The organism is Acrocarpospora phusangensis, assembly GCF_016862995.1.
Lineage (GTDB): Bacteria > Actinomycetota > Actinomycetes > Streptosporangiales > Streptosporangiaceae > Acrocarpospora > Acrocarpospora phusangensis.
Genome location: NZ_BOOA01000003.1, coordinates 1 through 25,011, shown reverse-complemented (window position 1 = coordinate 25,011; position 25,011 = coordinate 1). Strand labels below are relative to the sequence as shown.

Annotated in this window: 22 protein-coding genes; 8 read left to right on the top strand and 14 right to left on the bottom strand. The window is 69.1% G+C overall.

The window, feature by feature from the left end:
• Positions 1-95 precede the first annotated feature (95 nt).
• Positions 96-1,373: a glycosyl hydrolase gene (locus Aph01nite_RS02315; RefSeq protein ID WP_239161341.1), complete on the bottom strand. Its 1,278-nt coding sequence runs from the start codon at positions 1,371-1,373 to the stop codon at positions 96-98.
• Between the two features lie 934 nt (positions 1,374-2,307).
• On the bottom strand, positions 2,308-2,997 hold the full coding sequence (locus Aph01nite_RS02310; protein WP_204039019.1) for a GntR family transcriptional regulator: 690 nt from the start codon (positions 2,995-2,997) through the stop codon (positions 2,308-2,310).
• Positions 2,998-3,167: 170 nt separating this feature from the next.
• Here Aph01nite_RS02310 and Aph01nite_RS02305 point away from each other — a divergent pair, with 170 nt between their 5' ends.
• From Aph01nite_RS02305 to Aph01nite_RS02285, 5 genes are all read left to right on the top strand, one after another.
• Entirely contained in the window at positions 3,168-4,133 is a 966-nt protein-coding gene (locus tag Aph01nite_RS02305; RefSeq protein WP_204039018.1) for a zinc-dependent alcohol dehydrogenase, read from the top strand.
• Between the two features lie 106 nt (positions 4,134-4,239).
• Positions 4,240-4,893, top strand: a complete 654-nt coding sequence (locus Aph01nite_RS02300; protein WP_204039017.1) for a DUF998 domain-containing protein — start codon at positions 4,240-4,242, stop codon at positions 4,891-4,893.
• Between the two features lie 19 nt (positions 4,894-4,912).
• Positions 4,913-5,278 carry a YciI family protein gene (locus Aph01nite_RS02295; RefSeq protein ID WP_204039016.1) on the top strand — a complete coding sequence of 122 codons (366 nt, stop codon included), beginning with the start codon at positions 4,913-4,915 and terminating at the stop codon, positions 5,276-5,278.
• Positions 5,279-5,379: 101 nt separating this feature from the next.
• On the top strand, positions 5,380-6,645 hold the full coding sequence (locus Aph01nite_RS02290) for an RNA polymerase sigma factor (protein ID WP_204039015.1): 1,266 nt from the start codon (positions 5,380-5,382) through the stop codon (positions 6,643-6,645).
• Between the two features lie 120 nt (positions 6,646-6,765).
• Positions 6,766-7,872: a carboxylate-amine ligase gene (locus Aph01nite_RS02285; RefSeq protein WP_275418366.1), complete on the top strand. Its 1,107-nt coding sequence runs from the start codon at positions 6,766-6,768 to the stop codon at positions 7,870-7,872.
• A 429-nt stretch (positions 7,873-8,301) separates the two neighbouring features.
• On the opposite strand, the gene Aph01nite_RS02280 is transcribed toward Aph01nite_RS02285, so the two are convergent.
• A complete protein-coding gene (locus Aph01nite_RS02280) occupies positions 8,302-8,499 on the bottom strand; it encodes a hypothetical protein (RefSeq protein WP_204039013.1) in 198 nt (65 codons plus the stop codon).
• Between the two features lie 203 nt (positions 8,500-8,702).
• Here Aph01nite_RS02280 and Aph01nite_RS02275 point away from each other — a divergent pair, with 203 nt between their 5' ends.
• The gene (locus tag Aph01nite_RS02275; protein ID WP_239161340.1) at positions 8,703-9,140 is read left to right on the top strand and encodes an ATP-binding protein; all 438 of its coding nucleotides are present in this window, start codon (positions 8,703-8,705) and stop codon (positions 9,138-9,140) included.
• 11 nt (positions 9,141-9,151) lie between these two features.
• On the opposite strand, the gene Aph01nite_RS02270 is transcribed toward Aph01nite_RS02275, so the two are convergent.
• From Aph01nite_RS02270 to lanKC, 6 genes are all read right to left on the bottom strand, one after another.
• The gene (locus tag Aph01nite_RS02270) at positions 9,152-11,089 is read right to left on the bottom strand and encodes a prolyl oligopeptidase family serine peptidase (RefSeq protein WP_204039012.1); all 1,938 of its coding nucleotides are present in this window, start codon (positions 11,087-11,089) and stop codon (positions 9,152-9,154) included.
• Entirely contained in the window at positions 11,086-12,750 is a 1,665-nt protein-coding gene (locus Aph01nite_RS02265) for an ATP-binding cassette domain-containing protein (protein WP_204039011.1), read from the bottom strand. The genes Aph01nite_RS02270 and Aph01nite_RS02265 overlap by 4 nt, the downstream gene beginning before the upstream one ends.
• The gene (locus Aph01nite_RS02260; RefSeq protein ID WP_204039010.1) at positions 12,747-14,372 is read right to left on the bottom strand and encodes an ATP-binding cassette domain-containing protein; all 1,626 of its coding nucleotides are present in this window, start codon (positions 14,370-14,372) and stop codon (positions 12,747-12,749) included. Before Aph01nite_RS02260 ends, Aph01nite_RS02265 begins: the two co-directional genes overlap by 4 nt.
• Before the next feature lie 71 nt (positions 14,373-14,443).
• Positions 14,444-14,578 (bottom strand): SapB/AmfS family lanthipeptide, encoded by a 135-nt coding sequence (locus tag Aph01nite_RS02255; RefSeq protein WP_204039009.1) that lies wholly within the window; start codon positions 14,576-14,578, stop codon positions 14,444-14,446.
• 40 nt (positions 14,579-14,618) lie between these two features.
• A complete protein-coding gene (locus tag Aph01nite_RS02250; RefSeq protein ID WP_204039009.1) occupies positions 14,619-14,753 on the bottom strand; it encodes a SapB/AmfS family lanthipeptide in 135 nt (44 codons plus the stop codon).
• Positions 14,754-14,809: 56 nt separating this feature from the next.
• Positions 14,810-17,269, bottom strand: a complete 2,460-nt coding sequence (gene lanKC / locus Aph01nite_RS02245; protein WP_204039008.1) for a class III lanthionine synthetase LanKC — start codon at positions 17,267-17,269, stop codon at positions 14,810-14,812.
• A 300-nt stretch (positions 17,270-17,569) separates the two neighbouring features.
• On the opposite strand from lanKC, the gene Aph01nite_RS02240 reads away from it, so the two are divergent.
• A complete protein-coding gene (locus Aph01nite_RS02240) occupies positions 17,570-17,995 on the top strand; it encodes a CoA-binding protein (protein WP_204039007.1) in 426 nt (141 codons plus the stop codon).
• Positions 17,996-18,000: 5 nt separating this feature from the next.
• Here the strand turns inward: Aph01nite_RS02240 and Aph01nite_RS02235 are convergent, their stop codons facing one another.
• Together Aph01nite_RS02235 and Aph01nite_RS02230 are read right to left on the bottom strand one after the other, a co-directional pair.
• Positions 18,001-19,377, bottom strand: coding sequence for an aminotransferase class V-fold PLP-dependent enzyme (locus Aph01nite_RS02235; protein WP_239161339.1), 1,377 nt, complete (start codon positions 19,375-19,377; stop codon positions 18,001-18,003).
• An 81-nt stretch (positions 19,378-19,458) separates the two neighbouring features.
• Positions 19,459-20,454 (bottom strand): LacI family DNA-binding transcriptional regulator, encoded by a 996-nt coding sequence (locus tag Aph01nite_RS02230; protein ID WP_204039005.1) that lies wholly within the window; start codon positions 20,452-20,454, stop codon positions 19,459-19,461.
• Between the two features lie 102 nt (positions 20,455-20,556).
• Between Aph01nite_RS02230 and Aph01nite_RS02225 the strand changes: the two genes are divergently transcribed.
• On the top strand, positions 20,557-21,756 hold the full coding sequence (locus Aph01nite_RS02225) for an RNA-guided endonuclease InsQ/TnpB family protein (RefSeq protein ID WP_204039004.1): 1,200 nt from the start codon (positions 20,557-20,559) through the stop codon (positions 21,754-21,756).
• A 13-nt stretch (positions 21,757-21,769) separates the two neighbouring features.
• Here Aph01nite_RS02225 and Aph01nite_RS02220 read toward each other — a convergent pair whose 3' ends face one another.
• Genes Aph01nite_RS02220 through Aph01nite_RS02210 form a run of 3 tightly spaced genes read right to left on the bottom strand, consistent with a single transcriptional unit; the run spans position 21,770 to position 24,977 of the window.
• Positions 21,770-23,131, bottom strand: a complete 1,362-nt coding sequence (locus Aph01nite_RS02220) for a GH1 family beta-glucosidase (RefSeq protein WP_239161338.1) — start codon at positions 23,129-23,131, stop codon at positions 21,770-21,772.
• Positions 23,132-23,190: 59 nt separating this feature from the next.
• Complete coding sequence (locus tag Aph01nite_RS02215; RefSeq protein WP_239161337.1) at positions 23,191-24,012, bottom strand: carbohydrate ABC transporter permease; 822 nt, start codon at positions 24,010-24,012, stop codon at positions 23,191-23,193.
• A complete protein-coding gene (locus Aph01nite_RS02210; protein ID WP_204039002.1) occupies positions 24,009-24,977 on the bottom strand; it encodes a carbohydrate ABC transporter permease in 969 nt (322 codons plus the stop codon). The genes Aph01nite_RS02215 and Aph01nite_RS02210 overlap by 4 nt, the downstream gene beginning before the upstream one ends.
• Positions 24,978-25,011: the final 34 nt, after the last annotated feature.

Here is a 25,011-nt window from a genome sequence, read left to right as displayed (position 1 = left end):
CGCAACCTAGCGGACGGCCGAACACCGACCGGACACGCATACACGGGGAAAGATGCGTGCCCGATCGGTGAGTCAATAGCCGGATATTTCGTTGTTTAGCGGGGAGCGGCCTGGAAAGCGCGGCCGGCCGGGGTGGCGGTGCCATTGCTCCGGAACAGGCCCGTGCTGATCTCGTTGTCCTTGGCCGGGAGGCCGAACCAGGCGTACCGGTGGACGTACGGGAGGGAACCCAGCATCTGGGTGGCGGAGGTGAGGAAGGCCGCCTGCTGGGCCTCCGTCGGGTGGCGTACGCCGTTGGAGAAGTCGATCAGCGCGAACTCGGTCAGCCAGATGGGCTTCTTGTAGCGGTCGTACACGGCCTGGATGTAGGACTTCAGCTGGTTGGTCGCGGCGTCGGCGCGGAAGTCGCCGCCGTACCAGTGCAGGGTGATGAAGTCCACCCGGTAACCGCGCGAGGCCGCGCCCGACATGAAGCGGTCAAGCCATCCGCCCGCGTTGTTCCCGCCCCACGCGACGGCCGGGCTGCCCAGCTTCTGGCCGGTCGCCATCAGCTTCGGCCAGAGCGACAGCGCCGACTCCACGGACATGTTGGACTGCTCCTTCATGTCCGGCTCATTGAACCCGAGCAGGTACGGCCCGGCGTTCTTGGCCTCGGCGAGATTCTTGTCGGTGACGCTCGCCGCGCCCCAGATCATCGGGACGAACTGGGCGGACGCCGGGGTCGTGATGCCGTTGTGGTTGGTGGACCAGGTGTAGTACCAGCTCGCGCCCGAGTTGGCGAGAGCGGTGCTGACGTTCGGCATCTGCCAGACGCCGACGCCCTTCTTGCCGACCGCGGGCGTGGAGGTCGGGGTGCTCGACGGCGACGAGGTGGGGGTCGGGGTCGTCGGCTGGGTGCTCGGCGTCGTCGTGGAACCCGTGCCGAAGACCTGGAACTCCCAGAGGGAGACGCCGTAGATGGACGACCGCTTCGTCGCGTACAGGCGGACATAGCGGCCCGTGGCGGAGACGTTGACCGTCTGCACGCCGCCCTTGCCCGCGGTCGTGGTGTGGATCGTCGTCCAGGCGCCGCCGCCGTTGGACGTCTGCAGCTGGAAACTCGTGGCGTACGCGCGCTCCCAGTTGAGCACGATCCTCTTGATCGCCGTGGCCTGGCCGAGGTCCACCTGGAGCCACTGCGGGTCGCTGAACTTGCTGGACCAGCGGGTTCCCGGCTTGCCGTCCACCGCCGCGGCCGGAGACAGATCTCCCCGCTCGGACGAGGACGCGGTCACCGCCCGTCCCTGCGACAACGGCGTCTCCGCCGCCCCAGCCGGTACGGCACCCGCCACCAGTCCGGCCCCGAGCACCACCGCCAGCACAGATCCCAGCACAGCCCGACGCACCCGCGGAACAGTCTCACTCATGGTCGATGAGTTCCTTCGTAGGGGATAGGAGAACTCAGCGGGCACCCACCCGCCTAACCAGGAGACCCCCCGCACCCCACGCGATAACAATTTTCCGCAAAGACACCCGGACTGCCCGGCCGGACACCGGCCACCGCGGCGTGAACGCTTCTCCCCCGAGGGATCTGTTTACCGTGTCGGCCCAGTTCCCCTCACGTTCGTGGGTGCCGGTGTTCTCCCCACCCGCCCACCCTTTGTGAGCTGGCGCTCGGCGCTCCTCCGGCTCTGGCCGCATGCCCGTATTGCTTGCGGTGGTTCTCCAGCCCGCCCACCTTGTGGGTTGGAGCTTCGCCCGCTGGCTGGTCGCATGCCTGGTGTTGCTTGTGGTGGTTCTCCCGCCCGCCCACCCTTTGTGAGCTGGCGCTCGGCCCCCCTCCGGCTCTGGCCGCATACCCGTATTGCTTGCGGTGGTTCTCCAGCCCACCCACCTTTGTGGGTTGGAGCTTCGCCCGCTGGCTGGCCGTAGCCCGGTATTGCTTGCAGTGGTTCTCCCGCCCGCCCACTCTTTGTGGGCTGGCGCTCGGACCCCTTCGGCTCTGGCCGCATGCCGGTATTGCTTGCGGTGGTTCGCCCACCCCTTTTGGCCGCTGCGCGACCTCTCGCTGCGGTGACCGGCCAAGACGCCGCGCAGCGGCAAAAGGGTGGGTGGGCGGGGACAGCCACCGCCAGCGCAAACACGGAACCGGCGCAGCTGTGCCCAGACATGGCGCACCCGGCGATGGTTGGTCAACCCGGCAAGACGAAGGGTGGGCGGGTGGGGAGAACCACCGCAAGCAATACCAGGCATGCGGCCAGCCAGCGGGTGAAGCTCCGACTCGCAAAGGTGGGTGGGAGAGCCCCGGTACAGCCGGAGGTCGGGAAGTCACGCTCCGGGGGATGGGGCGAGGCCGTGGCGGCGGGCTATTTCTTCGGCTTGGGATTCGTTGCGGTCGCGGAGGGCCTGGAGGAGGTGGTGGTGTTCCTCGTAGGCGCCGCCCGTGACCGCGAGTTGGGCGAGGGCGGATTCCACACGGACCGCTGGGCTGAAGGCACGAGCTTGTTCCAGCAGACCCGCGAGCACGGGATTGGCCCCCGCCTCTTCGATGATCCCGTGAAATCTGCGGAGTGCCGCCAGTAGTCGTTGGACCATCTCAGGGGGCAGGTTTCCCCCCGCATTGTGTATTCGCACCAAATTGGCCCGAAGCGGATCAGCTTCCGCCAGGGCCGCCTCCACCTTCGCGAGCGCCTCCGCGCTGATATTCCGAGCCGCGAACCGCGCCGTCAGCCCCAGCAGCTGAATCTCCACTTCGCGAATTTCGGCCAGGGTCTCCGGCGAAAGCCGTACCACCCGTAATGAGCGAGGGCCGGTGCGTTCCACCAGCCGGTCTTGTTCCAGTCGCCGCAACGCCTCGCGAATGGGCGTCGGGCTGACGGCGAGCCGAGTCGCCAGTCCACGTTCGGTGATTTTCTCTCCCCACGCGAGTTCGCCGTTGGCGATGGCCAGCCTGAGGGCGGCGTACGCCTGGTCGGCGAGGGTCTCGGAGGTCAGGTGGGAGAGCGCGGTGCCGGTCACGCCGCCACCGTAGTTTTGCTATAGCAAATTGTCAATCTGCTACCTAACTATACAATGTCCGCTTAATGGGTACCCACCAAGCGGCCGTTCGGGACGGCTACACGTATTCTTGACAGATTCCCAGACTCTAGTAAAGGTCAGAGCCTTATGGCACAAATGTGGACAACCTCATGAGAGTCGCGCGGCTGCACGGCGTGGCCGATCTCCGCCTCACCGAGGAGGAGACACCCGAGGTCGGACCCGGTATGAGCCTTGTCAGAGTCACCGCCGTCGGCCTCTGCGGCTCGGATCTTCACTGGTACGCCGAAGGCGGAATCGGCGACGCCACGATCACCCGCCCGCTCGTCGTCGGTCACGAGTTCGCCGGCGTCGTCGAAGGCGGCCCCGCGCACGGCCGTCGCGTCGCCGTGGACCCGGCCATCCCCTGTGAAAGTTGCAGAAGTTGCCGCAGCGGCTACCGCAACCTCTGCCCGAACATCCGGTTCGCCGGACACGATCTGCTCGACGGCGGCCTGCGGGAGCTCATCGCCTGGCCCACCGAACTCCTGCACGCGCTGCCCGATCATGTCTCCGACAGCGACGGCGCCATGCTGGAGCCCCTCGGGGTCGCCCTGCACGCCTTCGACCTGGGCCATCTCCACCTGGGCGGCACGGTGGCCGTGGTCGGCTGCGGCCCGATCGGCCTCCTGCTGATCCAGCTCGCCCGCCTGGCCGGAGCGTCCACGGTCATCGCCGTCGAACCGCTCCCCCATCGGGCCGAGGCGGCCAAACGTTTCGGTGCCGTACTGGCCGAAGACGCCCAGGCGGACGTGGTTTTCGAGGTCGCGGGCAACGACGCGGCCGTTAACACGTCGCTGGAGCTGGCCCGTCCCGGCGGCCGGGTCGTCCTGGTCGGCATCCCCGACGACGACCGCACGACCTTCCGGGCCTCCCTCGCCCGGCGCAAAGGCCTCACCCTGGCCCTCGTACGCAGAATGAACGACGTATACCCCCGCGCCATCCGCCTCGTCGAAGAAGGCAAGGTCGACGTCGCCTCACTGGTCAGCGCCCGCTACCCGCTCGCCGAGGCCCCCGCCGCGTTCACCGCCGCCATCCGCCGCGAAGGCCTCAAGACCGTCATCGAACCCCAGCGCTGACCCCCGGCGAAAAATCTTCAAAAAACTTCTCGGCGGCTGTCGAATCCCCATGACCTCGTTCGACGCGTTGTCATCTGGCCAACCAGGACGCGCGAGGAGCAGGATCATGACCCAGCTGCAGACGAAGGCCGTCTGCGACCCGCAGACAAGTCTCACCAAATCCCTACTCGGCTACGGAGTGCTCGCCGGTCCGCTCTACGTGACGGTCTCGCTCGCCCAAGCCCTGACCCGAACCGGATTCGACCTCAGCCGCCACCCGTGGAGCTTCCTGTCCAACGGCGACCTGGGCTGGATCCAGATCACCAACTTCGTGGTGGCCGGCCTCACCACCCTCGCCGCCGCCGCCGGCATCGGCCGCGCCACCCGTTCCGCGTGGCTCCAACGCCTTCTCGCCGTGTACGGCCTGAGCCTGATCGGCGCCGGAATCTTCAGAGCCGACCCCGCCCTGGGCTTTCCGGCGGGTACGCCCGAAGTGCCCGGAGTCATAACGTGGCACGGCACCCTGCACTTCGTCTGCGGGGGCATCGGATTCACCTGTCTGGTCGTGGCGTGCCTGATCATGGCGCGGCGCTTCTCGGGCGAGAGCCGTACGGGATGGGCGGTTTATTCGGCGGTGTCCGGGGCGGTGTTCGCGGCCACGTTCGTCGCCGTGGGCAGTGGCGGGGGCGCGGCCTGGAGCAACCTGGCCTTCGTCGGCGGTGTTCTGGTCGTCTGGACCTGGTTCTCGCTCGTATCCCGGCATCTGTACAAGCGCGTCTGAATTCAAGGAGAGAACGCTGATGCGATACCTGATCACGCTCAAGGTAACCAACCGGCCCGACACTCCGCCGCCCGGCGAGTTGATGGAGGCCATCGCGAAGCTCGGTGAGGAGGCCACGAAGGCGGGCGCGCTGCTGGACAACGGCGGGCTGGCGCCCAGCGACCAAGGGGCCAGGGTGGAGCTGGTCGGCGGCAAGCTGACCGTCACGGACGGGCCGTTCGCCGAGGCGAAGGAACTGATCAGCTACGCGTTGTACCAGGTCAGGTCCAAGGAGGAGGCGGTGGAGTGGGGCAGCCGCTTCCTGAAGATCCACCGTGACCTCTGGCCGGGCTTCGAGGCGGAAGCCGATGTGCACCGGGTCTTCGGCCCGGAAGACTTCGCCTGATATTTCGGGGGCGATGACCCCCGGTCGAGACTCATCGACCGGGGGTCGTTCCGTTCCGGGCCCGTCGTGTTCTTGAGGGCGACGTGCTTGGATCGATCGTTATGACGGCGAGCGATCCGAATCGCGTGGTTGAGGCGGTCTGGCGGATGGAGGCCGGACGGGTGATCGCCGCGCTCGCCCGGATCGTGGGGGATGTGGGACTGGCCGAGGAACTGGCGCAGGACGCGCTGGTGCTCGCGCTGGAGCAGTGGCCCCAATCCGGCGTTCCCGACAACCCGGGCGGCTGGCTCATGCTCACGGCCAAACACCGGGCGATCGATCTACTGCGGCGCCGCAGCCGGTACGAGCAGAAGCTGGAGGAGGTCGGCAGGGATCAGGAGCGGCGGCAGGCGGACACCGAAGCCGAGGTCGTGGACGCGCTCGACGATCCGTTCGGCGACGACGTGCTGCGGCTGCTGTTCACGGCCTGCCATCCGGTTCTGTCCACGGAAGGGCGGCTCGCGCTGACGCTCCGGCTGCTCGGCGGGCTGAGCACCGAGGAGATCGCGCGGGCCTTCCTGGTGCCGGAACCGACCGTGGGACAGCGCATCTTCCGCGCCAAACGCACCCTCTCCGAGAAACAGATCAAGATCGAGATGCCGCCGCTTCCGGAGATTCCCGCGCGCCTGGCGTCCGTCCTGGAAGTGATCTATCTGATCTTCAACGAGGGGTACGCGGCGACCGCCGGACACGACTGGATGCGCCCTTCACTCTGTGAGGAGGCGTTGCGACTCGGCCGCATCCTGGCGGGCCTGATGCCCGGCGAGACGGAAGTACACGGCCTGGTGGCCCTCATGGAGCTCCAGATGTCCCGGACGGGGGCCCGCCTCGGCCCGGACGGCGAACCCGTCCTGCTGCTCGACCAGGACCGCGGCCGCTGGGACCGGCTGCTCATCCGCCGCGGCCTGGCCGCCCTCCAGCACGCCGAATCCCTCGGCACCCTGGGCCAGTACGGCCTGCAGGCCGCCATCGCCGCCTGCCACGCCCGGGCGATGTCGGCGGAGGACACCGATTGGGACCGGATGGCCGCCCTGTATCTGGTGCTCGGCCACGTCGCTCCCTCGCCCGTGGTCGAGCTGAACCGGGCGGTGGCCGTGAGCATGGCGTCCGGGCCGCTGCCCGCGCTGGAGATCGTGGACGGGCTGCGCGCGGAGAAGGCCCTCCGGGAGTATCCGCAGTTGCCGGCCGTACGGGGAGATCTCCTTGAGCGGCTGGGGCGTACGGCGGAGGCCCGGGAGGAGTTCGAGCGCGCCGCCGGGCTGACCCGCAACGAGCGCGAGCGGTCGTTGTTCCTGCGCCGGGTCAAGGCCCTCGCCCTGGAAGAATAAGGCGTTGTAGATTCTTTCCGGATATTCTCCGGGTGGGGACAATTGATTGTCCGAACACGTAAGAATTCTGAGCGGCTTTGAAGTTCGGAAATTAGGTCGTATAGTCGCGTTGTGCTCACGATGGGAGTGGAAGAAGAGTTCTTCATTGTCGATCCGGTGAGCCGAATGCTCGCACCCGAGGGGTTGCCGAATATCGGCGACCTGCTGGCGTCGTGCGCCTCGGAGCCCGACGCCTACCATGGATTCGATCACGAATTCCACGTGTCGACGGTCGAGACCAGGACCGACGTCTGCCACAGCCTGCGGCAGGTCCGGGGGGAGCTCAAAAAGCTCCGGGGAACTCTCACGGACACCGCCTCGGAGGCCGGGTTGTCGGTGTTGTCCGCCGGCACGATGCCCAACGCGGACTGGCGTACCACGCGGCTTGTCCGGAAACCGCGGTATGACCGGTGTTTCGAGCACTATCGGGATGTGGTCCAGCGGCGGGTCACGTGCGGGTGTCACGTGCACGTCGGCATCGCCGACAAGGAACTCGCCGTCCAGGTCCTCAACCGCGTCCAGCCCTGGTTGCCGATGTTTCTGGCGGTATCCGCCAGTTCGCCCTTCTACGACGGCGCCGACACCGGCTACCAGTCGTTTCGCAACCCGCTCTGGGCCGGGTTTCCGATCGGAGGGCCGCCGCCGCTGTTCGACTCCCACGCGGAGTACGCCGAGCACGTCCGGCAGTTGCTGGAGATCGAGGCGCTCACCGACATGGGGAACCTCTACTGGGACGCCCGGTTGGGGACGCACTTTCCCACGCTTGAGTTCCGCATCGCCGACGCGTGCACCACCGTGGACGAGACCGTTCTCATCGCCGGTCTCGCCAGGGCGCTGGTCCTCACCTGCATCGACGAGATCCAGGCCGAACGACCCCCGGTGCCGACCTCCCCGCCCATGATCAAGGCCGCCACCTGGCGGGCGGCCCGCTCCGGCATGAACGGCGACCTCATCGACCCCATGACCGCCGAACACATCCCCGCCGCGGACATGCTCGACCGCTTCATGCACTACATCCAGGAAGCTCTCAAAGACCTCGGCGACTGGGAGGAGATCTCCCACCTCGCCTCCCAAATCCTCACCACCGGCACCTCCTCCCACCGCCAGCACCGCACCCTGACCACCACCGGCCACCTCCCCGATGTCATCGACGAACTCATCACCGAAACGACCCGGGAACTCCTGTAACCGGATGCCCGGTTCTCGCCGTTATCCGGCGCCGTTAACGCAGGTGACACTTCTCGCCGCACCGGCGCCGAGCGTGACCGGGTTCGTTGTGCTGGACTCCAAAAGGTGGACCTATAAAAAGGACGTGCGTCGGCCACTCAAAGATGGTGGGTCGAACGCCCAGGGCGTCGGAGGAAGTCCGCCCGGCATGACGAAAAGGGAGAACCACCGCAGCCAATGCCGGGCATACCGGCGAGCGCGGAAAAGGGCAGAGCGCCAGCTCGAAAGGGGTGGGCCGCAGGCTATGCCCAGCATACCGGCGAGTGCCGGAAAAGGGGCAGAGCGCTAGCTCGAAAAGGGGTGGGCCGCAGGCTATGCCCGGCATACCGGCGAGTGCCGGAAGACGGGCGGGGCGCCAGCTCGACAAAGGGTGGTGGGGGGAACCACCGGTTATTTGTCTTCGCCTGTGGTCTGAGTTGGGGGATGCTGAATGACTCTGTCGTACGCGGTGGGGAAGATTATGCGGAATGCGGTGTCGACGCCCTCGTGGCTTTCGATGACGAACTCTTCACCTTTGGTGATATCCCTGACATGCTCCACGATGAACTCGTGAGCCTGGGCACCCGAGCTGTCCACCGGATCAGACATGAGCCACCTCCACCCACAGGCTAACCAAACACCCCCACAAACGGCACACCTCTACCAAGACATACCCGCACCAGAACCACCCCGCCGCCACAAGCCTCACATCCCGGACTAACCGGATCTATCAGGGAAGCCAACTCCTACCTTCTCGCGACATCTCAAGACCGCTGCCCGAGCGTCTTCATTGCACGGCCATAGGAGGGGTCATGAACGGGTCGGGGAACGAGATGGGGATCACCAGCACTGTCGAGAAGGTCCGGAAGGTCGGAAACGTAGAGGCACGACTGGCGGGGGGCCGGGATCAGGTGGTGCAGGCCCGGCGCCTGGTATCGGCGACACTCGGGCGCGACCACCCTTTACATGACGACTGCGTGCTCCTGACCAGCGAGATCGCCACCAACGCGGTGGTGCACTCCCGGTCGGGCGACGGCGGCGAGTTCACGGTGACCGTGACCTTCCCGCGCGGCCGGGTCCGGGTGTGCGTCCAGGACGAGGGATCGGCCAGCCCGCCATGCGCCGGCCACTCCCTCCCGAACGCCTCCAGCGGCCGGGGCCTGCCGCTGCTGGACGCCCTCTCCGCCCGCTGGGGCATGGTCCGCGAGGCCGGACGGAACAAGGTCTGGTTCGAGATGGCCTGTGCCTGACCAACCGGAAATCAGCATCGGAGATGAGCGGTGAAGAAGGCCAGCATGTCGGCCGCCAGGTCGACGGAACGGCTGGCCGCACGGCCGCCGTGACCCACCTCGGGCTCATGGCGGAGCAGGATCGGACGGGGACCGGCGGTGGCGTGTTGCAGGGCGGCGCACATCTTCCGGGCATGCAGGGGATCGACCCGGGTGTCCCCCCCGAAGACCGTGAAAAGGGTCGCGGGGTACCGCACTCCCTCGCGTACGTGGTGATAAGGGGAATAGCCAAGAAGCCAGGCGAGGGCGTCGGGGTCGGCGGCGGAGCCGTACTCGGCGCGCCAGCGGGGGCCTAGGCCGGAGAGCTCGTAGCGGGCCATGTCGAGGACGGGGGCGGAACAGACGGCGGCGGCGAACAGGTCGGGGCGCTGGGTGAGCATCGCGCCGACGAGCAGCCCGCCGTTGGACTCGCCGCAGATGCCCAGCCGTTCGGGCGTGGTCCAGCGGCGGGCGATCAGAGCTTCCGCGGCGGCGGCGAAATCAGAGAAGACGTTCTGTTTCCGGTTGAGGGTGCCGGCGCGATGCCAGTCTTCGCCTTCTTCGCCGCCGCCGCGGATCTGCGCGAAAGCGAACACTCCCCCCGCCTCGATCCAGGGCAGGACATAGCTCGAGTACGCCGGAGTCAACGGCACCCCGAATCCCCCGTAGCCGTACAAGATGCATGGCCGGGGACCGGTGGCGGGACCGGACAGCACCACCATGCGGATCAGCGTCCCGTCGGCGGACGGATACTCGATCTGGTGCGACTCGACCTCCGGCAGCCGGGCCCGCCCGGGCGCGCCCTCCCAGAGCGTCGTCTCCCCCGTACGGGCGTCGTACCGGTACACGCTCTCCGGCGTCACATAGTCCGCGTACGTGAACCAGCACTCGTGCCCACGCGCGGACATCCGCCCGATGGAACCGTGACCGGGAAGCGGAACCGCGCTTCTCCACTCCCCGGTCACGGGGTCGTGCACATTGATCTCGCCGATCGCGTGCCTGATCCTGGCGACCAGCAACGCGCCGTCGAGCAATGCGAAATCGGTGAGTACGGCCTCCGGATCCTCCGGCACGAGATCCCGCCAGTGCTCCGGATCGCCGGGATCGGCGACGGCGAGCCGCACCCGGGGCGCGTCCCGCGTGGTCGCGACGTAGAGCCGCCCGTCCGCCGCCACGTTGACGGCCGTCTTGGCGCCGTCGCCCGGGATCTCCCGCCAGCGCGACCCGGCCAGGTCGCACAGCTGGATGTCGTTGCCGGTCCCGTGGTTGGTGGAGAGGGTGAGCCATCGCCCGTCCGCGCTGAGCGCGAGGCCGTCCGCTTCGACCAGGGCGTGGTCTTCTCCCCCGATGCGCCGCAGATGGGCCACTCGTCCGCCGATGTAGTAGTACGCGTCCGAGGACGGGAGCCAGGCCACCGGCGAGTACCGGCAGTCCCCCACCGGGCCGTCCACGATCTCGCCGGTCATCACGTCCAGCACGTAGAGCTGGGCGCGTTCGGCTCCGCGGCGGGAGAGCTGCACGGCGACGAGCTTCCCGTCGGGCGAGGGATGCCACTCGTCCAGCGTGGTCGTGCCCGCGGGGTCGACCATCATCGGGTCGAGCACCACCCGCCAGTCCAGCTCGGACGGGAGGCCGGGGACGCCGACGTACAGGATGGCGTGCTCCTGGCCGGGGTCGCGGCGGACGCGGAAGGCGCGGTCGCCGCGCCAGGTGGGCACGCCGGTCACGCCGACGGCGGTGAGTTCGGCGATCCGGGTGCGGAGGCGGCTGCGCGCCGGCAGGGAGTGGCCGCGCCACAGCTCGTCCTGGGCTGCCAGCCATTTCTCGGTCTCCGGACTGGCCGGGTCCTCCAGCCAGCGGTACGGATCCTCAATCCGGTGACCGTGGACGACGTCCACGATGGGCTGGCGTTCCGCGTACGGATATGTCATGACACCTGCTCCAGGTCGGGGTCCCACTGGCCGGCGAGGTCGGCGTAGAGGCGAGACGTGCGAAGAAGGTCGGCGTGGGTGCCGGAGACGGCTTCCGCGCCGTCCAGGACGAGGATGCGCTGGGCGCGCATGGCCGAGGTGAGGCGGTGGGCGATGACGATCAGGGTGCCGCCCCGGCGGGCGAACGCCTCCTCCGCGCGGGCCTCCGCGGCGGGATCGAGGTGGCAGGTGGATTCGTCCAGGATCGTGAGGCGTGCCGGCGACAGGTAGGCGCGGACCAACGCGACCAGCTGCCGTTCCCCCGGGGTCAGCTCCGCCGCGTGGATCTCGGCCTGGTAGCCCCCGAGCCGCTGGACCAGCCCGTCCGCGCCGACCTCCGCCACCGCGCCGTCGACCCGGGACTCCGAGGCGACCGACAGGTAGGTGAGGTTGTCCCAGAGCGTGCCGCGGAACACGTACGCCTCCTGCGGGATGAGCACCCGCGCGGCCGGGTCCACCCGCTCCGCGGCCACGCCGCCGACGGTGACCGTGCCTTCGCCGGGCTGGACCAACCCCGTGATGAGGGCGGCCAGGGTGGATTTGCCGATTCCGCTCGGGCCGACGACGGCGAGATGCTCGCCCTCCGGCACGGTCAGGTCGAGGTCCGAGACGACGGGGTCCGCGTGAGGTCCGTACCGGAAGGTCGCCCCGGACAGCTCGACTCGTACGTCCGGCGGGGTCAGCCGGTCGGGACCCGCCGCCGGACGGTCGCCCATGAGCCGCTCCAGGGTGACCATCAGCCGGACCCCGCTCACACCGAGCCCCTCCACCAGGCCGTTCAGCGCAGGAGTCAAAGACTGCAGGACGGCGGCCACGATCCCGACCACCATGCCGGGGCTCGCCCCCAGGCCGGGCGCGAAGGCCAGGACCAGCAGCACCGGGGCCCAGCCGCCGAGACCGAGCGCGAAGGTCCGTACGGCGGTGACCCGGGCGAGTGTCCCCGCCGCCGCGGCCTGCTCGTCGATCCGGCGTCCGACCAGCTCACCCGTACGCTCCTCCGCGCCGCAGGCGGTGACGTCCCGCAACGCGCCCATCGCCACCGTGACCCATTCCGTGGTCCGCTCGTCGGCCACGAGGAACGCGCGCTGCCGCCGGGCCAGCGCGGGCAGCGACAGCAGGAACAGCCCGAGCCCGAGCGCGAACGGCGCGAGCACCAAGACCAGCACCTCCGGCATCAGCGCCGCCAGCCCTAACGCGACGCTGACCAGCGTGAACACGAAGGACCGCAGCACGCCGAGCACGGTCGCGAAGGCGTCCCTGGCCACCTCCACCTGCAGGTTCGACCGGGTCACGGCGGCGGCCTCCACCCGTCCGCCCGCCAGCGCGTCCCGCACGACCCCGGCGGCCAGGCGCTCCCGGAACGGCTCCACGATCCCGGCCAGCGCCATCAGCGCCTGCCGCGCGCCCACCGCCGCCACCACCCACGACAGACCCAGCACGCCGACCCAGACCAGCCCGACCATCGGCTCGCCGGCCCCGAAGCCGTCGTCGATGGCGCCCGCCAGCGCCAGCCCGATCACGAACGACGGCGCCACCTCCGCCACCGACCAGGCGGCCAGCCGCGCCGCCCGCCCGGGCTCCCGCGTCACCGCCCGCGCCAGCACCCGCGCGGCGGCCCTCATGACGCCTCTCCTTGGAAGACCGCGCGGTAGTCCGGATTGCGCCACAGCCGGTCGTGCCGGTCGTAGCCGCGCACCCGGCCCCGCTCCAGCCAGACGACCAGGTCCGCGCGGGCCGCCATGGCGGCCCGGTGCGTGACGATCAGACGGGTACGGCGATCCGCCGCCAGCGCGGCCCCCACCTGGTGCTCGGTGATGGTGTCCAGGCTGGAGGTGGCGTCGTCCAGCACCAGCAGCCGGTCGCCGTGCGCGAACGCGCGGGCCAGGCCGACGCGCTGGCGTTCGCCGCCGGACATGGGCGCGTCGGCGAGCGGCGTGGCGTACCCGGACGGGAGCCGCCTGATGAACGCGTCGGCCCCCGCGGCCTGGGCGGCCTGTTCTGCCGAGGGTCCGATGGCGTCGGCGACCGTGTCCCCGACCAGGCAGGGGCGCTCGAAGGCGTAGCCGATCGCTTCGCGCAGGGCCGTACGGGACAGGCGGTTGAGGGGGACGTCGTCGAGGAGGACCTGGCCTCTGGCGGGGTCGGCGAGGCGGCCGGCCAGGCAGGCGAGGCGGGATTTGCCGGAGCCGGAGCGGCCGACGACGGCGACGGCGGAGCCGCCGGGGATCGTCAGGTCGGGGATGTGGAGGCCGCGGGCCATCACGTCGTGGAAGACGAGGACGCCGGGTCCGTCGGGCAGGCGCCGTACGCCATGGGGAGCCGGGCATTCGTCCAGGAGCCGGACCAGGCGGCGGGCGGCGGCGCGGGCACGGGCGACCTGGCTGACGTAGCCGAGGGCGGAGCCGAGGCCGGCGCCGAGGACGACATAGCGGGCGGAGGCGTACAGTTCACCGGCGGTCAGGTCGCCGGCGGCGAGGCGGTACCCGCCGACGCCGAGCACGCACACTTCGAGCAGCGGGACCACCACGGCGGCCCGCACCCCCGCCTGGGCGCGCACCCGCCACAGCTCCAGGGCGTGCGCGCGGACCCGCGGCAGCGCCGACAGCACGCGGCGGGTCTCCTGGGCGGCGGTGCCGGCGGCGGCGATGGTCCTGGCCCCGGCGACGGCGTCCACCAGCCGGGACGCGATGTCGGCCTGCGCCTCCTGGTAGTCCCCCGCCAGCGCGGTCGAGACCCGCAGGAACGCCCGCAGGACCAGCATGATCAGTGTGAGCCCGGCCACCAGCGTCAGCGCCAGCCAGGGATCGATGAGCAGGAGCGCCACCAGGCTGCCCACCGCCGGAATGAGCATGGTCGCGCCGGTGATCGCGGCATCCGGGGCACGCCCGACCTCTTCCGCGTTCATCCCGAGCCGGGTCACCAGATCGCCTTCCGGCACCGACCGGGTCAATCCCGGCCCGACCCCGAGCACATGCCGCAGCACCCGGTGCCGCACCCAGGCCGAGGCCCGCGCCCCGCTCGCGCCTCCCGCCCACACCCCGAATGTGTCACAGACGACCAGCAGCCCGACGACCGCGACGCACCCGGCGAGCCAGCCCCCGGACCTCGCGTCGGCGGCCCGCCCCAGCGCGTACGGCAGGGCCAGCGCGAGCACCCCCCCGGCCACCGAGGTCACGGCCAGGACCCCGACGGCCGGGCCGCCGCGCCTGATCGCCCCGGCCACCAGCTGATCCGCGGTACGCACCGGCTCTCCTTCCGCGAAACACGGACGGGCCGAGCCCTGAGCTGGGGCAGCTCAGGGCTCGGGGACTCGTCCTAGTGGCAGAGCAGCAGGCTCAGGTTGCTCGGCGAGTTCGACTGGCAGCCGAGCAGGGTCAGCGTGCTCCCACCGCCGCCGTGGCCGTGGCCACCGCCGGGAACTTCCATCGCCTGGAGGTCGAGAAGAACCATGATCGTGCTCCTTCTTTATCGGGGGATTTCGGAAGCGTCATCAGTGGCAGAGCAGAAGGCTCAGGTTGCTCGGCGAGTTCGACTGGCAGCCGAGCAGGGTCAGCGTGCTGCCGCCCCCGCCGTGGCCGTGGCCACCGCCGGGAACTTCCATCGCCTGGAGGTCGAGAAGAACCATGTGCGTGTGTCACCTCCTTCGATCGCTGGTCGGTACGGGTGCCGCTCGGCGTCCGGTCACAGGGGCGCCCCTGAACCGGCGGGATCGCCAGGCGGTCGCAGGAAGGGGAGCGGAGCGCCGCTCACGGCGAACAGCACGCCCGCGGTCCCGGTGGCGAAATCCATCGAGATGCGGAGCAGCTGGTCACCGGGGAACGCGAGTCCGTCCCGGTAGGGAAGGGCATGCCAGTCCAGGCCGGGGATCAGCCCCGGTTCGGCGAGGACCAGGCCCGCCCGGCCGGCGAACAGGCCGGGCTGCACGAAGTAGCGGGACCGGGTGACGAGCAGCAGCGCGTCCAGATCCGCGCGCAGTTCCTCGTCGGGCCGGTGGGTGAGGTATCGGGCCAGCACGAGAGCGATCCCGACCGACCCCTCCTCCAGGTACGGCAGCGTGCGCCAGCCCTGGTTGACCTGGAGCGAACCGTCCTGGGTGCGGACGCATCGCCGCAGATCCTGCCGGAGCGCCTGCTCGGCGAGGTCGAGCAGCACGCTCTGGCCGGTTCGCTCGTAGGCGTGCAGGAACAGCAGGGCGGAGCCGCTCGCGCCGTGCATGAGCCCGGCCCTGGGGTTGGCGCCGCCGCTCAGTTCGGGCACGTCGGCCGGTAAGCGGTCGACGCAGGCTTCGATGATCGGCTGCGCGTCCAGCCCGAGGTGGAGCAGGTTCAGCCCGATTCCGGCCAGTCCGGTGGCCAGGCCGGTGTCCAGCCGCCGCCAGGCTTCGGACATCGCCCGGTCGACCAGGGTGAGGGCGGTCCGCCGATGCCCGAACCGGTCGAGCACGTGGGCGACGCCGTGCAGGCCGTCGTAGAAGCCGGGCGGGGTGCCGGGCTCGGGCCGCGCGGCCCTGTCCAGCAGCCATTCCTCGTGGTCGGGATACCGCCCGGCGCCGGCCGCGTCCAGCGCGTAGAGCACGCCGGCCGCGCCGTACGCGACGTTGATGCCGCCGCCCGGCCGGAACTGCGCGATGTCCCCGGGGAAGAGCCGATCCTGGCGACCGGGCGTGGCGGTCGCCAGGATCGCCCGGACCATCGCGGCCGGACCGGACGGCCAGCCGTAGGGCAGGTCGTCCGCGGTGCCGCGAATGGTGCGCAGGGCGGTTTCGATGGTCTCCGGAGGGACCGGGAAGGTCGTGGTGATCAGGCGGGCCAGTTGGGTGATCTTGTTCTGGGTGAGCGGGAGCATGATGGTCGCCTGGGGGGCGAACAGGCCGAAGCAGAGGCAGGCCAGCGAGTAGAGATCGACGTCGGCGCCGCGCCGGTCCGGCGGGGCCTGGAAGGCGGGGTGCGCGAGCAGTGACCGGCCCTGGGCTTCGACGGGCATGGCCACCTCGAAGTCGATCAGGACCACCCGGCCGGTCTCGGTGACCAGGATGTTGTTCGGGTGCAGGTCGCCGAAGACCACGCCGCGCCCGTGCAGCGACTCGACCGCGGCGCGGACCTTGGGCAGCGTCTCCAGCACCCACGCCGTGTACTCGGCCAGGCTCTCCATCGAGCAGTCGGCCCTGGTCAGCGGGTACCGATGGACCAGCTGGCGCTGGAGCGGGTTCCCGTCCACGAACTCCATGACGAGGAAGTGGTGCTCGCCGAGGGTGAGGTAGTCGCGGTATTCCGGGACCGCGTCCAGGCCGGTCAGGCGACGCAGCATGTCCCGTTCGTGCTGGAGTCGGGTGACCGCGTCCCGTCCGCCGGCGTCCAGTCCCGCGTACGGCCTGGCCTCCTTGAGCACCACCCGCTCGCCGGTGCGCCGGTCCCGGCCGAGGTAGACGCCGCCGCCGTTGGAGAAGTGCATGACCTGCTCGATGTCGTACGGCAGGTCGCCGGTGGTGACGGTGTTCCTGGCCTTGAGGTGGGGTTCGAGGAACTCCGGCAGGGGGATCCAGGGCGGGACCGTGAAGGCGGGGCCGCGGACGTCGGGGACGAGGTCGCCGTCGGCGTTCTCGATCGCGGTGACCTGTTCGCCGTTGCCGCTGAGGCAGTGGCGGGCGACGAAGCCGCCGTACCGGACGTAGAGCGGGCCGTCGGCGTAGCGCAGGTCGCTGAGGATGTAGGGGCCCTGGATGCCGCGCAGGAGCGTGTCGAGCTCCTTGAGCGCCAGCTCAAGCTCCGATTCGAGCGGATATATCGTGATTAGCTTGCCGCTCGCGCCGCGGGAGGCGGCTTTGGAGTTGAACATGGTGACGACCGGGGCGCTGCGCAGGAACTTGAACGGGATGTCGCGGGGGACGCAGTAGTCCCAGACGGCGGCCAGTGCCCGGTTCGCGTCCTCCAGCCGGGCGGAAACGTGGATCTTCCAGCCCTGCTTGGCGATCTGCCGGGTCTCCGGCGCGTAGTGCATCCAGGTGTCGCTGGGCTGGTGCTCCCAACCGGCCGGCACCTCCCGGTCCGCCACCGGGAAATCGGGGTGCTGGGACCGTCGGTTGTCCGGCGTGTCATAAAAAAGCCGGTCCACCAGGCAATAAAGTTCATACTGGTCATTCACGGCCATCTCCCTGCTTTCCTCTACAGAGAGAATTACGGATAACCCGATGAGTTCCTAGTTACAAATTCAACCAATGACGCATGGGCAAACATCACGGGTGCGGCCGTGAAGTGGCCTCTCACCTGGGCCTCGACCGGAGGTGAATATTACTCGTATCCGCGTTGACTGCCGGTGTGGCTCGTGGTGCGGGGGCATTGTCATCAGCGCATTTTTCCGAATATGTGCGAATGGGGAGGACGATCTGAACAGCCGGGTTCGCGGCCCTGGATGGTTCTCGGCGTCCCCGATGTTGAAGGAGCCATGGACCCCCGCGCGGGCGATCGTTTCGCCGACCTGACCGTCATCCGGCGACTCCTGCACGACGCCCAGACCTGGGCCTTCGTCGGGCTGTCGGACAACCCCAGCCGGACCGCGTACGACCAGGCCAGGCTCCTCCAGCGACGCGGCCGGACCATCGTGCCCGTGCACCCGCTGGCGGAGACCGTCCTCGGCGAGAAGGGCTACCCCACCCTGCTCGACATTCCCGGCCCCGTCGACGTCGTGGCCGTCTACCGCCGCTCCGCCCACGCCGCGGAACCCATCACCCAGGCGATCACCATCAAGGCCGGCGCCATCTGGCTCCCCTTAGACGTCATCGACGTCCCGTCCGCCCTCCGCGCCCAGGCCGCCGGCCTCGACGTGGTCATGAACCGCTGCCCCGGCGTCGAGTGGTCCCTCCACCGCTGAGCCGCTCAGCAGCGCAGACGCGGCGCGAGGTCCGCGTAGTCCGGCACCCGGTTCAGATACGCCTCGGTCGCGAACTCGATGAAACGGTCGATGTCCGCGACATTGGACGCCAGCCCGAGGGAAACCCGGACGGCTCCCCCACTGGGCAACCCCAGGGCGTGCAGATAGTCATCCAGGGTCAGATCGGCATGGAAGTACGGCCCCGCCAGCAAAGTCTCGTCAATGGCGAACGCTCCCTCACCGGCCCCCGGATTGCAGAAGCAGCCGGTCCGCAGCGATATGCCGGCAGCGGCCGAGGAACGTGCCACATCGCGCTCGTCGACGACGTCACCCTCGGGCGTACGGAAGTTGAAGGTGACGGTGGCACCGCGATCACGCGTGTCCGTAGGGCCGTACACGCTCACGAAGGGCGCGCCGTTCCGGTGGCGTAAGGACGTGAGCCGGTCCAGCAGCACCCCGGTCAGCCGGGTCACATGATCGTGGATGGCGTCGATGCCGATCGCCGCGATCCAGGCCAGCCCGACCTCCACGTCGGGGATGGACAGGAAGTTGAGGGTGCCATCCTCGAACGCGCTCTCGTCCTCGTTGAAGACATGCCAGTTGCCGTACGCGCTGACGGCCTTGATCGTGCCGCCCGCGAACCATGGACGGATAAGTCGCGACAGGGCCTCGCGGCGCGCGATCAGGCACCCGACGCCCGTCGGATACCCGAAGATCTTGTACCAGCTGACCGGCACGAAGTCCGGACGGATCACGCTGAGATCGAGCCGGTTGGCGGGCACGAAGGCGGCGGCGTCGAGCAGCACGTCGTAGCCGCGCGCCCGCGCCTCGCTGACCCAGCGCAGCGGATGCTGGACACCCGTGAAATTGCTCTGGGCGGGGAAAGCGAGCAGTCCCCGGGTGCCGTCCAGCGCGTAGAGGAGTTCGCCCTCGTCCACCCGCAGTTCGGGGCTGACCATTCCGATGGTCGTGACCTCGGCGTCGCGCGCTCGCGCGTACTCGCGGATGCCGTTGATCGAATTGTGGTTGTCGCTCGTCAGCACGAGCCGGGTCTCCGGGCCGAACGGATAGGCCTCGCCGACCAGCCGGCAGGCCCCGGTGGCGTTGGCGGTGAAGATCACCGCGTACTCGTCGGGAGAGGCGTTGAAATAGGCGAGGATGGCCGCCCGCGCGCCGTCCACCAGGGCGGTCGCCGCGCTGGAGGTGGGGTTCTGGGAATGCGGATTCCCGTAGCAGCCGCCGATCACCCGTTCGGCGTGGGCGCGGATCTGGTGACGCGAGGGCAGCCCGGACCCCGTGTAGTCGAGGTAGACGTGCCCCCGCGCGTCGAGGTAGGAGTATTCGGCGTCCCGCAGATCCACCAATCCGAGCTTTACGGACATATGCTCCCCAAGCGTCCGTGAATGCATCAATACCACTAATACCAGCTCGAATTGGTGCATTTGCTTACTGCAGGGTGAGACCTAGCTCGACTCCCTCACCACCAGTTCCGTCGGCATGATGACGGGATCGGGTGACCCGCCCTCGAACAGGCCCAGCAGCTGGCTGACCACGGCCAGCGCCTGGTCGGCCATCGGGCTGCGCACCGTGGTCAGCGGCGGATCGGTGTAGAGCGCCGCCTCGATGTCGTCGTAGCCGACCACCGACACGTCGTCGGGGACCCGCCGGCCCGCCCGCCGCAGCGCGTGCAGCGCCCCGATCGCCATCAGGTCGTTGGCCGCGAACACCGCATCGAGCCCCGGGTCGTCCTCCAGCAGCTGGCCCATCGCCTGGTCGCCGGAGACCCGGGTGAAGTCCCCGACCGCGATGATCGAGCGCCTGCCGGTGTCCCGGAGCGTGTCCCGGTAGCCGGTCAGCCGGTCCTGGGCCGCGATCATGTCCAGCGGCCCGGAGATGGTCGCGATCCGCCGCCGCCCCCGCTCCAGCAGATGCCGTACGGCCTGGGCGGCGCCGTCGTGGTTGTCGTTGTCCACGTACGGCATGGACGGCGCCGACACCGGTTTCCCGAACGACGCGATCGGCAACCCCATGCGTACCAGCGCCGCGGGCAGCGGATCGGCGCCGTAGAAGGAGACCAGCATGACGCCGTCCACGTGCCCGGCGGCGATGTACTCCTGCACCCGCAGGCGGCTCTCGTCCGAGCCGGCCAGCATCAGCACGACCTGTTTGCTGGCCGCCTCCAGGGCCCGGCTGGCCGACCGGACCACGGCGGAGAACATCGGATCGTCGGAGAACAGCCCGGCGGGAGGGTCGGAGACGATGAGCGCGATCGAGTTGGTCCGCTGGGTGACCAGGCTGCGGGCCACCGAGTTGGGCACGTAGCCCAGCTCGTTGACCGCGCGCAGCACGACCTCGCGGAAGTCGGGGGTCACCGTCGTGTCACCGTTCACGACCCGGGAGACAGTGGACTTGGACACACCGGCCCTGGCGGCCACGGCCTCCAAGGTAGGACGTTTCATCGGTACCTCAAGGTGGAGACCCCGTCCTTCAGAGCGGGGAGGAAAGCCGGAGCCACGGCGTTCGGCTTATCCAAAGCAGATGGATTCAGTAAAGTCAATTTTATGCGGACGGCGTACAAGTGCCGGGCCTACCCGGCACCCGAACAGGCCAGCGTGCTGAACCGCACCTTCGGCTGCGTCCGCTTCGTATGGAACCAGACCCTCGCCTGGCGGCACCAGCGCTTCCACCGCGAGCAGGTCAAGACCAACTTCGTGCAGGCCAACGCCCACCTGACGGCGATGAAAGCCGGCAGCGAGACCGCATGGCTGAACGAGGTGTCCTCGGTCCCGTTGCAGCAGGCGATCCGCCACCAGCAGGTGGCGTTCACCAGCTTCTTCGCCGGGCGCACCCGCTACCCGCGCTACAAGTCCCGCAACGGCCGTCAGAGCGCGGAGTACACCCGTTCGGGTTTCCGCTACCGCGACGGGCGGCTGTTGCTGGCGAAGATGGACACGCCGCTGGCCTTCGTGTGGTCCTGGCCCGGCATCGACCCCGCAGCGATCGACCCGACCACGGTGACCATCTCGCGTGACCCGTGCGGACGCTGGTATGTGTCCTTCGCCGTGGACGTCGCGGAACCCGAGCAGGCTCCCACGACCGGCGCCATGGTGGGTGTTGACGTGGGGATCAAGGACTTCGCGGTCACCTCGGAAGGGGAGAAGATCGCCAACCCGCGCCACCTGGAGCGCAGAGCTGCGAGCCTGGCCCGCTACCAGCGGCGCATGGCCCGCAAGCAAACCGGATCGGCCAACCGGGCCAAGGCCAAGGCCAAGGTCGCCCGCGCCCACCGGAAGGTGAAAGCGGCCCGCGCCGATTTCCTGCACAAGACCAGCGCCCGCCTGGTCCGCGACCACGACGTGATCGTGATCGAAGACCTGAACGTCAGGGGCATGGCCGGTAACCGGTCGCTGGCGAAGGCGATCTCCGACTGCGGGTGGGGCGCCTTCCGCCGCATGCTGGAGTACAAGACCGCGAAATACGGACGCCACCTGATCGTGATCGACCGCTGGCTCCCCAGCTCGAAAACCTGCTCGGCGTGCGGGCATCTGCTTCCCGCGCTGTCGCTGAGCACCCGGCACTGGACGTGCCCGGGATGCGGCACCCTGCACGACAGGGACGTCAACGCCGCGAAGAACATCCTGGCGGCAGGTCTTGCCGTGTCGGCCCGTGGAGCTGATGTGAGACCGCAAGGGTCCTCCCTTCGGCGATCGGCGGTGAAGCGGGAAAGCTCACCTGTGAAGGTGGGACTCCCCCTCCTTTAGGAGAGGGAGGAAGTCAATCGATTCCGTTTCGCTGGATGACCCCGCGGTACCACAGCGCGCTGTCCTTGAGCAGCCGGCGCTGCGTGCCGTAGTCCACGCGGACGATGCCGAACCTCAGGTGGTATCCCTCGGCCCATTCGAAATTGTCCAGCAATGACCAGACGAGGTAACCCCGCAGATCCGCGCCGGCCTCGATGGCGGCGTGCGCGGCGCGCAGATGGCCGTCCAGGTAGGCCACCCGGTCGGCGTCCGGGACCCGGTCGCCCACCACGACGTCGTCGAACGCGGCGCCGTTCTCGGTGACGATCAGCCCGACCTCGGGGTAGTCCTGGCTGAGCCGTACGAGCAGGGAGGAGAGGCCGGACGGGATGATGGGCCAGCCCATCGCGGTGGACGGCACGTCCAGGCTGGCGAAGCCGATGCCCTCGGAGCCCGGGTACGCCTCGTGGGCCGGCGTGCCGGGGGCCGACTCCACGACGCACGGGTTGTAGTAGTTGATGCCGAGCAGGTCGATGGGCTGATGGATGATCTCCAGGTCGCCGTCCCTGATGTGGTCGAGGCCGCCGTGCCGCGCCGCGATCTCCAGGACCTCCGGCGGGTACGCGCCGCGCAGCGCCGGGTCGATGAACTGCCGGTTGAGCAGCGCGTCGATCCGGTTCACCGCCTCCCGGTCGGCGTCGGAGATCGGCGCCGAGGGGTCGAGGGCCTGCGCGGGCGTGACCACGGGCGCCAGGTTGAGGGTGAGCGCGAGCTCCCCGGTGAGCGCCTGGGCGGCCAGCCCGTGCGCGAGCAGCAGGTGGTGGGTGGCCTTGAACGCGTCCGCCTCCGACCGGCGTCCCGGCGCGTGCACCCCGCTGCAGTAGCCGAGGAACGCCGACACCCACGGCTCGTTCAAGGTGGTCCAGGTCCGCACCCGATCCCCGAGCCGCCGCTGTACGGCCTGCGCGTAGTCGCCGAACCGGTAAGCGGTGTCCCGGTTGGCCCACCCGCCCCGATCCTCCAGGTTCTGCGGAAGATCCCAGTGATAAAGCGTGACATAGGGCGTGATGCCCGCCCCGAGCAGCTCGTCGACCAGCTTGTCGTAGAAGTCGAGACCCCGCGGGTTGACCGGGCCGGAGCCGTCCGGCACGACCCGCGGCCAGGCCGTGGAGAACCGGTACACGGCGAGCCCCAGGCCGGCCATCAGCCCGACGTCCTCGCGGTAGCGGTGGTAGTGGTCACAGGCCACGTCGCCGGTGTGCCCGTCGGTCACCCGGCCGGGCGTCCGCGAGAAGGTGTCCCAGATCGACGGACCTCGGCCGTCCTCGCGCGCGGCCCCCTCGATCTGATAGGAGGCGGTGGCCGCGCCCCAGATGAAGCCGTCGGGAAAGACCACGGAGGAAGCCTGTGCCGAGGGTTCGACCTTCCCACGCCCCCGAGTCTCGATGGTCGACGTCATCCCTTGACCGCTCCCTGCATGATTCCTCCGATGATGTGTTTGCCGAGCAACGCGAAGACGATGACCAGCGGCAGGGTGCCCAGTGCCGTACCGGCCAGGCCCATCACGTAGTCGTTGACGTAGCCCGCGGCGAGGGTGGACAGGGCCACCTGCACGGTCGGGTTCTCCGGCGTGAGCACGAGCAGCGGCCACATGTAGTCGTTCCAGGCGTTCATGAACGTGAGCATGCCGAGCACGGCGGCGGCCGGGCGGGCGGCCGGAAAGACCACGTGCCAGACCAGGCCCCAGGTCGTGCAGCCGTCCACCCGTCCCGCCTCGAGCAGCTCGGTGGGCAGCGCGCGGGAGAGGTACTGCGTCATGAAGAAGACGCCGAACGCGTTGACCAGGCCGGGCACGATCAGCGCGTAGATGCTGCCGGTCCACTCCAGCTTCACCATCAGCATGTAGAGCGGGATCATGCCGAGCAGCGACGGCACCATCATGGTGCCCACGGTGATCAGCAGCAGCGCCTGCCGGCCGCGGAACGCCAGCTTGGCGAACGCGAACCCGGCCAGCGTGGAGAAGAACATCACCGCCACGGCGATGGACCCCGACACGATGACCGAGTTGAGCATGGCCAGCCCGAACGGCACGGTGTCGAAGACCCGGCCGATGTTCTCGAAGAAGTTGCCGCCGGGGATCAGCGGCGGCGGCACCTGGGCCAGCGCCGCGTTGTCCCGGGAGGCCACCACGACGCTGAAGTAGAGCGGCAGCGCGGTGAAGAAGGCGACGCCCATCAGGGTGAGATAGGTGAGCCGCATGCCTTTCGCAGCCCTCATCGCAGGTCCCCCCTCGTCCTGCTGGTCAGCAGGAAGTTGATGCCGGCGATCACCACGATGAAGAGGAACATCATCCAGGAGATGGCCGAGGCGTAGCCGAAGTCCAGGCGGGCGAAGTTCTCGTAGATGAACAGCGCGAGCGTCTGGTATTGCCGGTCCTGGCCGCCCGTGACGCTGTACGCGCCGAACAGCAGCGGCTCGGCGAAAATCTGCATGGCGCCGATGGTCGAGGTGATGACCACGAAGATGATCGTCGGCCGGACCATCGGAATGGTGATCTTGCGCAGCTGGGTGAGGTTGCTCGCGCCGTCGATGGTGGCCGCTTCGTACAGCTCCCTGGGTACGGCCTGCATGGCCGCCAGCAGGATGAGCGCGTTGTACCCGGTCCACCGCCACATGATCATGGTCGAGATGGCGATGTGCGAGGTCCCGGTCCCGGCCCGCCAGTCGATCTCACCCGCTCCGAAGATCGAGAGCACCCAGTTGAGCAGCCCGAAGTCCCGCCCGAAGATCTGGCTGAAGATGACCACCACGGCGACCACGCTGGTCACGTTGGGCAGCAGCAGGGTGACCCGGAACACCGTCTGGGCGCGCAGCGGCCGGTTCAGCAGATGCGCCAGCCAGATCGCCAGCAGCAGCTGCGGCGCGGTGGACAGGAACCCGATCGACAGGGTGTTGAAGGTGGCGTTCCAGAAGTAGGAGTCCTGGACCACGGCGGTGAAGTTGTCCAGGCCGACGAACGGGTGCTCGTCCTGGAGCAGCGTCCACTCGTGCAGGCTGACCCAGGCCGTGTAGAGCAGCGGGAACAGCCCGAAGGCGCAGAACAACAGAAAAAACGGCGCGACGTAGGCGTACGGCGAGCCTTTGACGTCGACCTGGTAGCGCCAGTGGCGCCCGTTGAACCTCCGCCGTTTCCCGGTGGGGCGTGGCGGAGCGGCCGGGCGCTCCGGGGCACGCGTTCCCATAACGGCTCCTTTCTGTGACATTGGCCGATCCTCC

Excerpts from the sequence above, each read along its gene's own strand:
- Aph01nite_RS02215 (WP_239161337.1), bottom strand. The coding sequence starts at position 24,012 with ATGAGGGCTGCGAAAGGCATGCGGCTCACCTATCTCACCCTGATGGGC.
- Aph01nite_RS02285 (WP_275418366.1), top strand. The coding sequence starts at position 6,766 with ATGGGAGTGGAAGAAGAGTTCTTCATTGTCGATCCGGTGAGCCGAATG.
- Aph01nite_RS02250 (WP_204039009.1), bottom strand. The coding sequence starts at position 14,753 with ATGGTTCTTCTCGACCTCCAGGCGATGGAAGTTCCCGGCGGTGGCCAC.
- Aph01nite_RS02230 (WP_204039005.1), bottom strand. The coding sequence starts at position 20,454 with ATGAAACGTCCTACCTTGGAGGCCGTGGCCGCCAGGGCCGGTGTGTCC.
- Aph01nite_RS02300 (WP_204039017.1), top strand. The coding sequence starts at position 4,240 with ATGACCCAGCTGCAGACGAAGGCCGTCTGCGACCCGCAGACAAGTCTC.
- Aph01nite_RS02290 (WP_204039015.1), top strand. The coding sequence starts at position 5,380 with ATGACGGCGAGCGATCCGAATCGCGTGGTTGAGGCGGTCTGGCGGATG.
- Aph01nite_RS02235 (WP_239161339.1), bottom strand. The coding sequence starts at position 19,377 with ATGTCCGTAAAGCTCGGATTGGTGGATCTGCGGGACGCCGAATACTCC.
- Aph01nite_RS02210 (WP_204039002.1), bottom strand. The coding sequence starts at position 24,977 with ATGGGAACGCGTGCCCCGGAGCGCCCGGCCGCTCCGCCACGCCCCACC.
- Aph01nite_RS02255 (WP_204039009.1), bottom strand. The coding sequence starts at position 14,578 with ATGGTTCTTCTCGACCTCCAGGCGATGGAAGTTCCCGGCGGTGGCCAC.
- Aph01nite_RS02265 (WP_204039011.1), bottom strand. The coding sequence starts at position 12,750 with ATGAGGGCCGCCGCGCGGGTGCTGGCGCGGGCGGTGACGCGGGAGCCC.
- Aph01nite_RS02275 (WP_239161340.1), top strand. The coding sequence starts at position 8,703 with ATGAACGGGTCGGGGAACGAGATGGGGATCACCAGCACTGTCGAGAAG.
- Aph01nite_RS02240 (WP_204039007.1), top strand. The coding sequence starts at position 17,570 with ATGGACCCCCGCGCGGGCGATCGTTTCGCCGACCTGACCGTCATCCGG.
- Aph01nite_RS02295 (WP_204039016.1), top strand. The coding sequence starts at position 4,913 with ATGCGATACCTGATCACGCTCAAGGTAACCAACCGGCCCGACACTCCG.
- Aph01nite_RS02270 (WP_204039012.1), bottom strand. The coding sequence starts at position 11,089 with ATGACATATCCGTACGCGGAACGCCAGCCCATCGTGGACGTCGTCCAC.
- Aph01nite_RS02225 (WP_204039004.1), top strand. The coding sequence starts at position 20,557 with ATGCGGACGGCGTACAAGTGCCGGGCCTACCCGGCACCCGAACAGGCC.
- Aph01nite_RS02305 (WP_204039018.1), top strand. The coding sequence starts at position 3,168 with ATGAGAGTCGCGCGGCTGCACGGCGTGGCCGATCTCCGCCTCACCGAG.
- Aph01nite_RS02280 (WP_204039013.1), bottom strand. The coding sequence starts at position 8,499 with ATGTCTGATCCGGTGGACAGCTCGGGTGCCCAGGCTCACGAGTTCATC.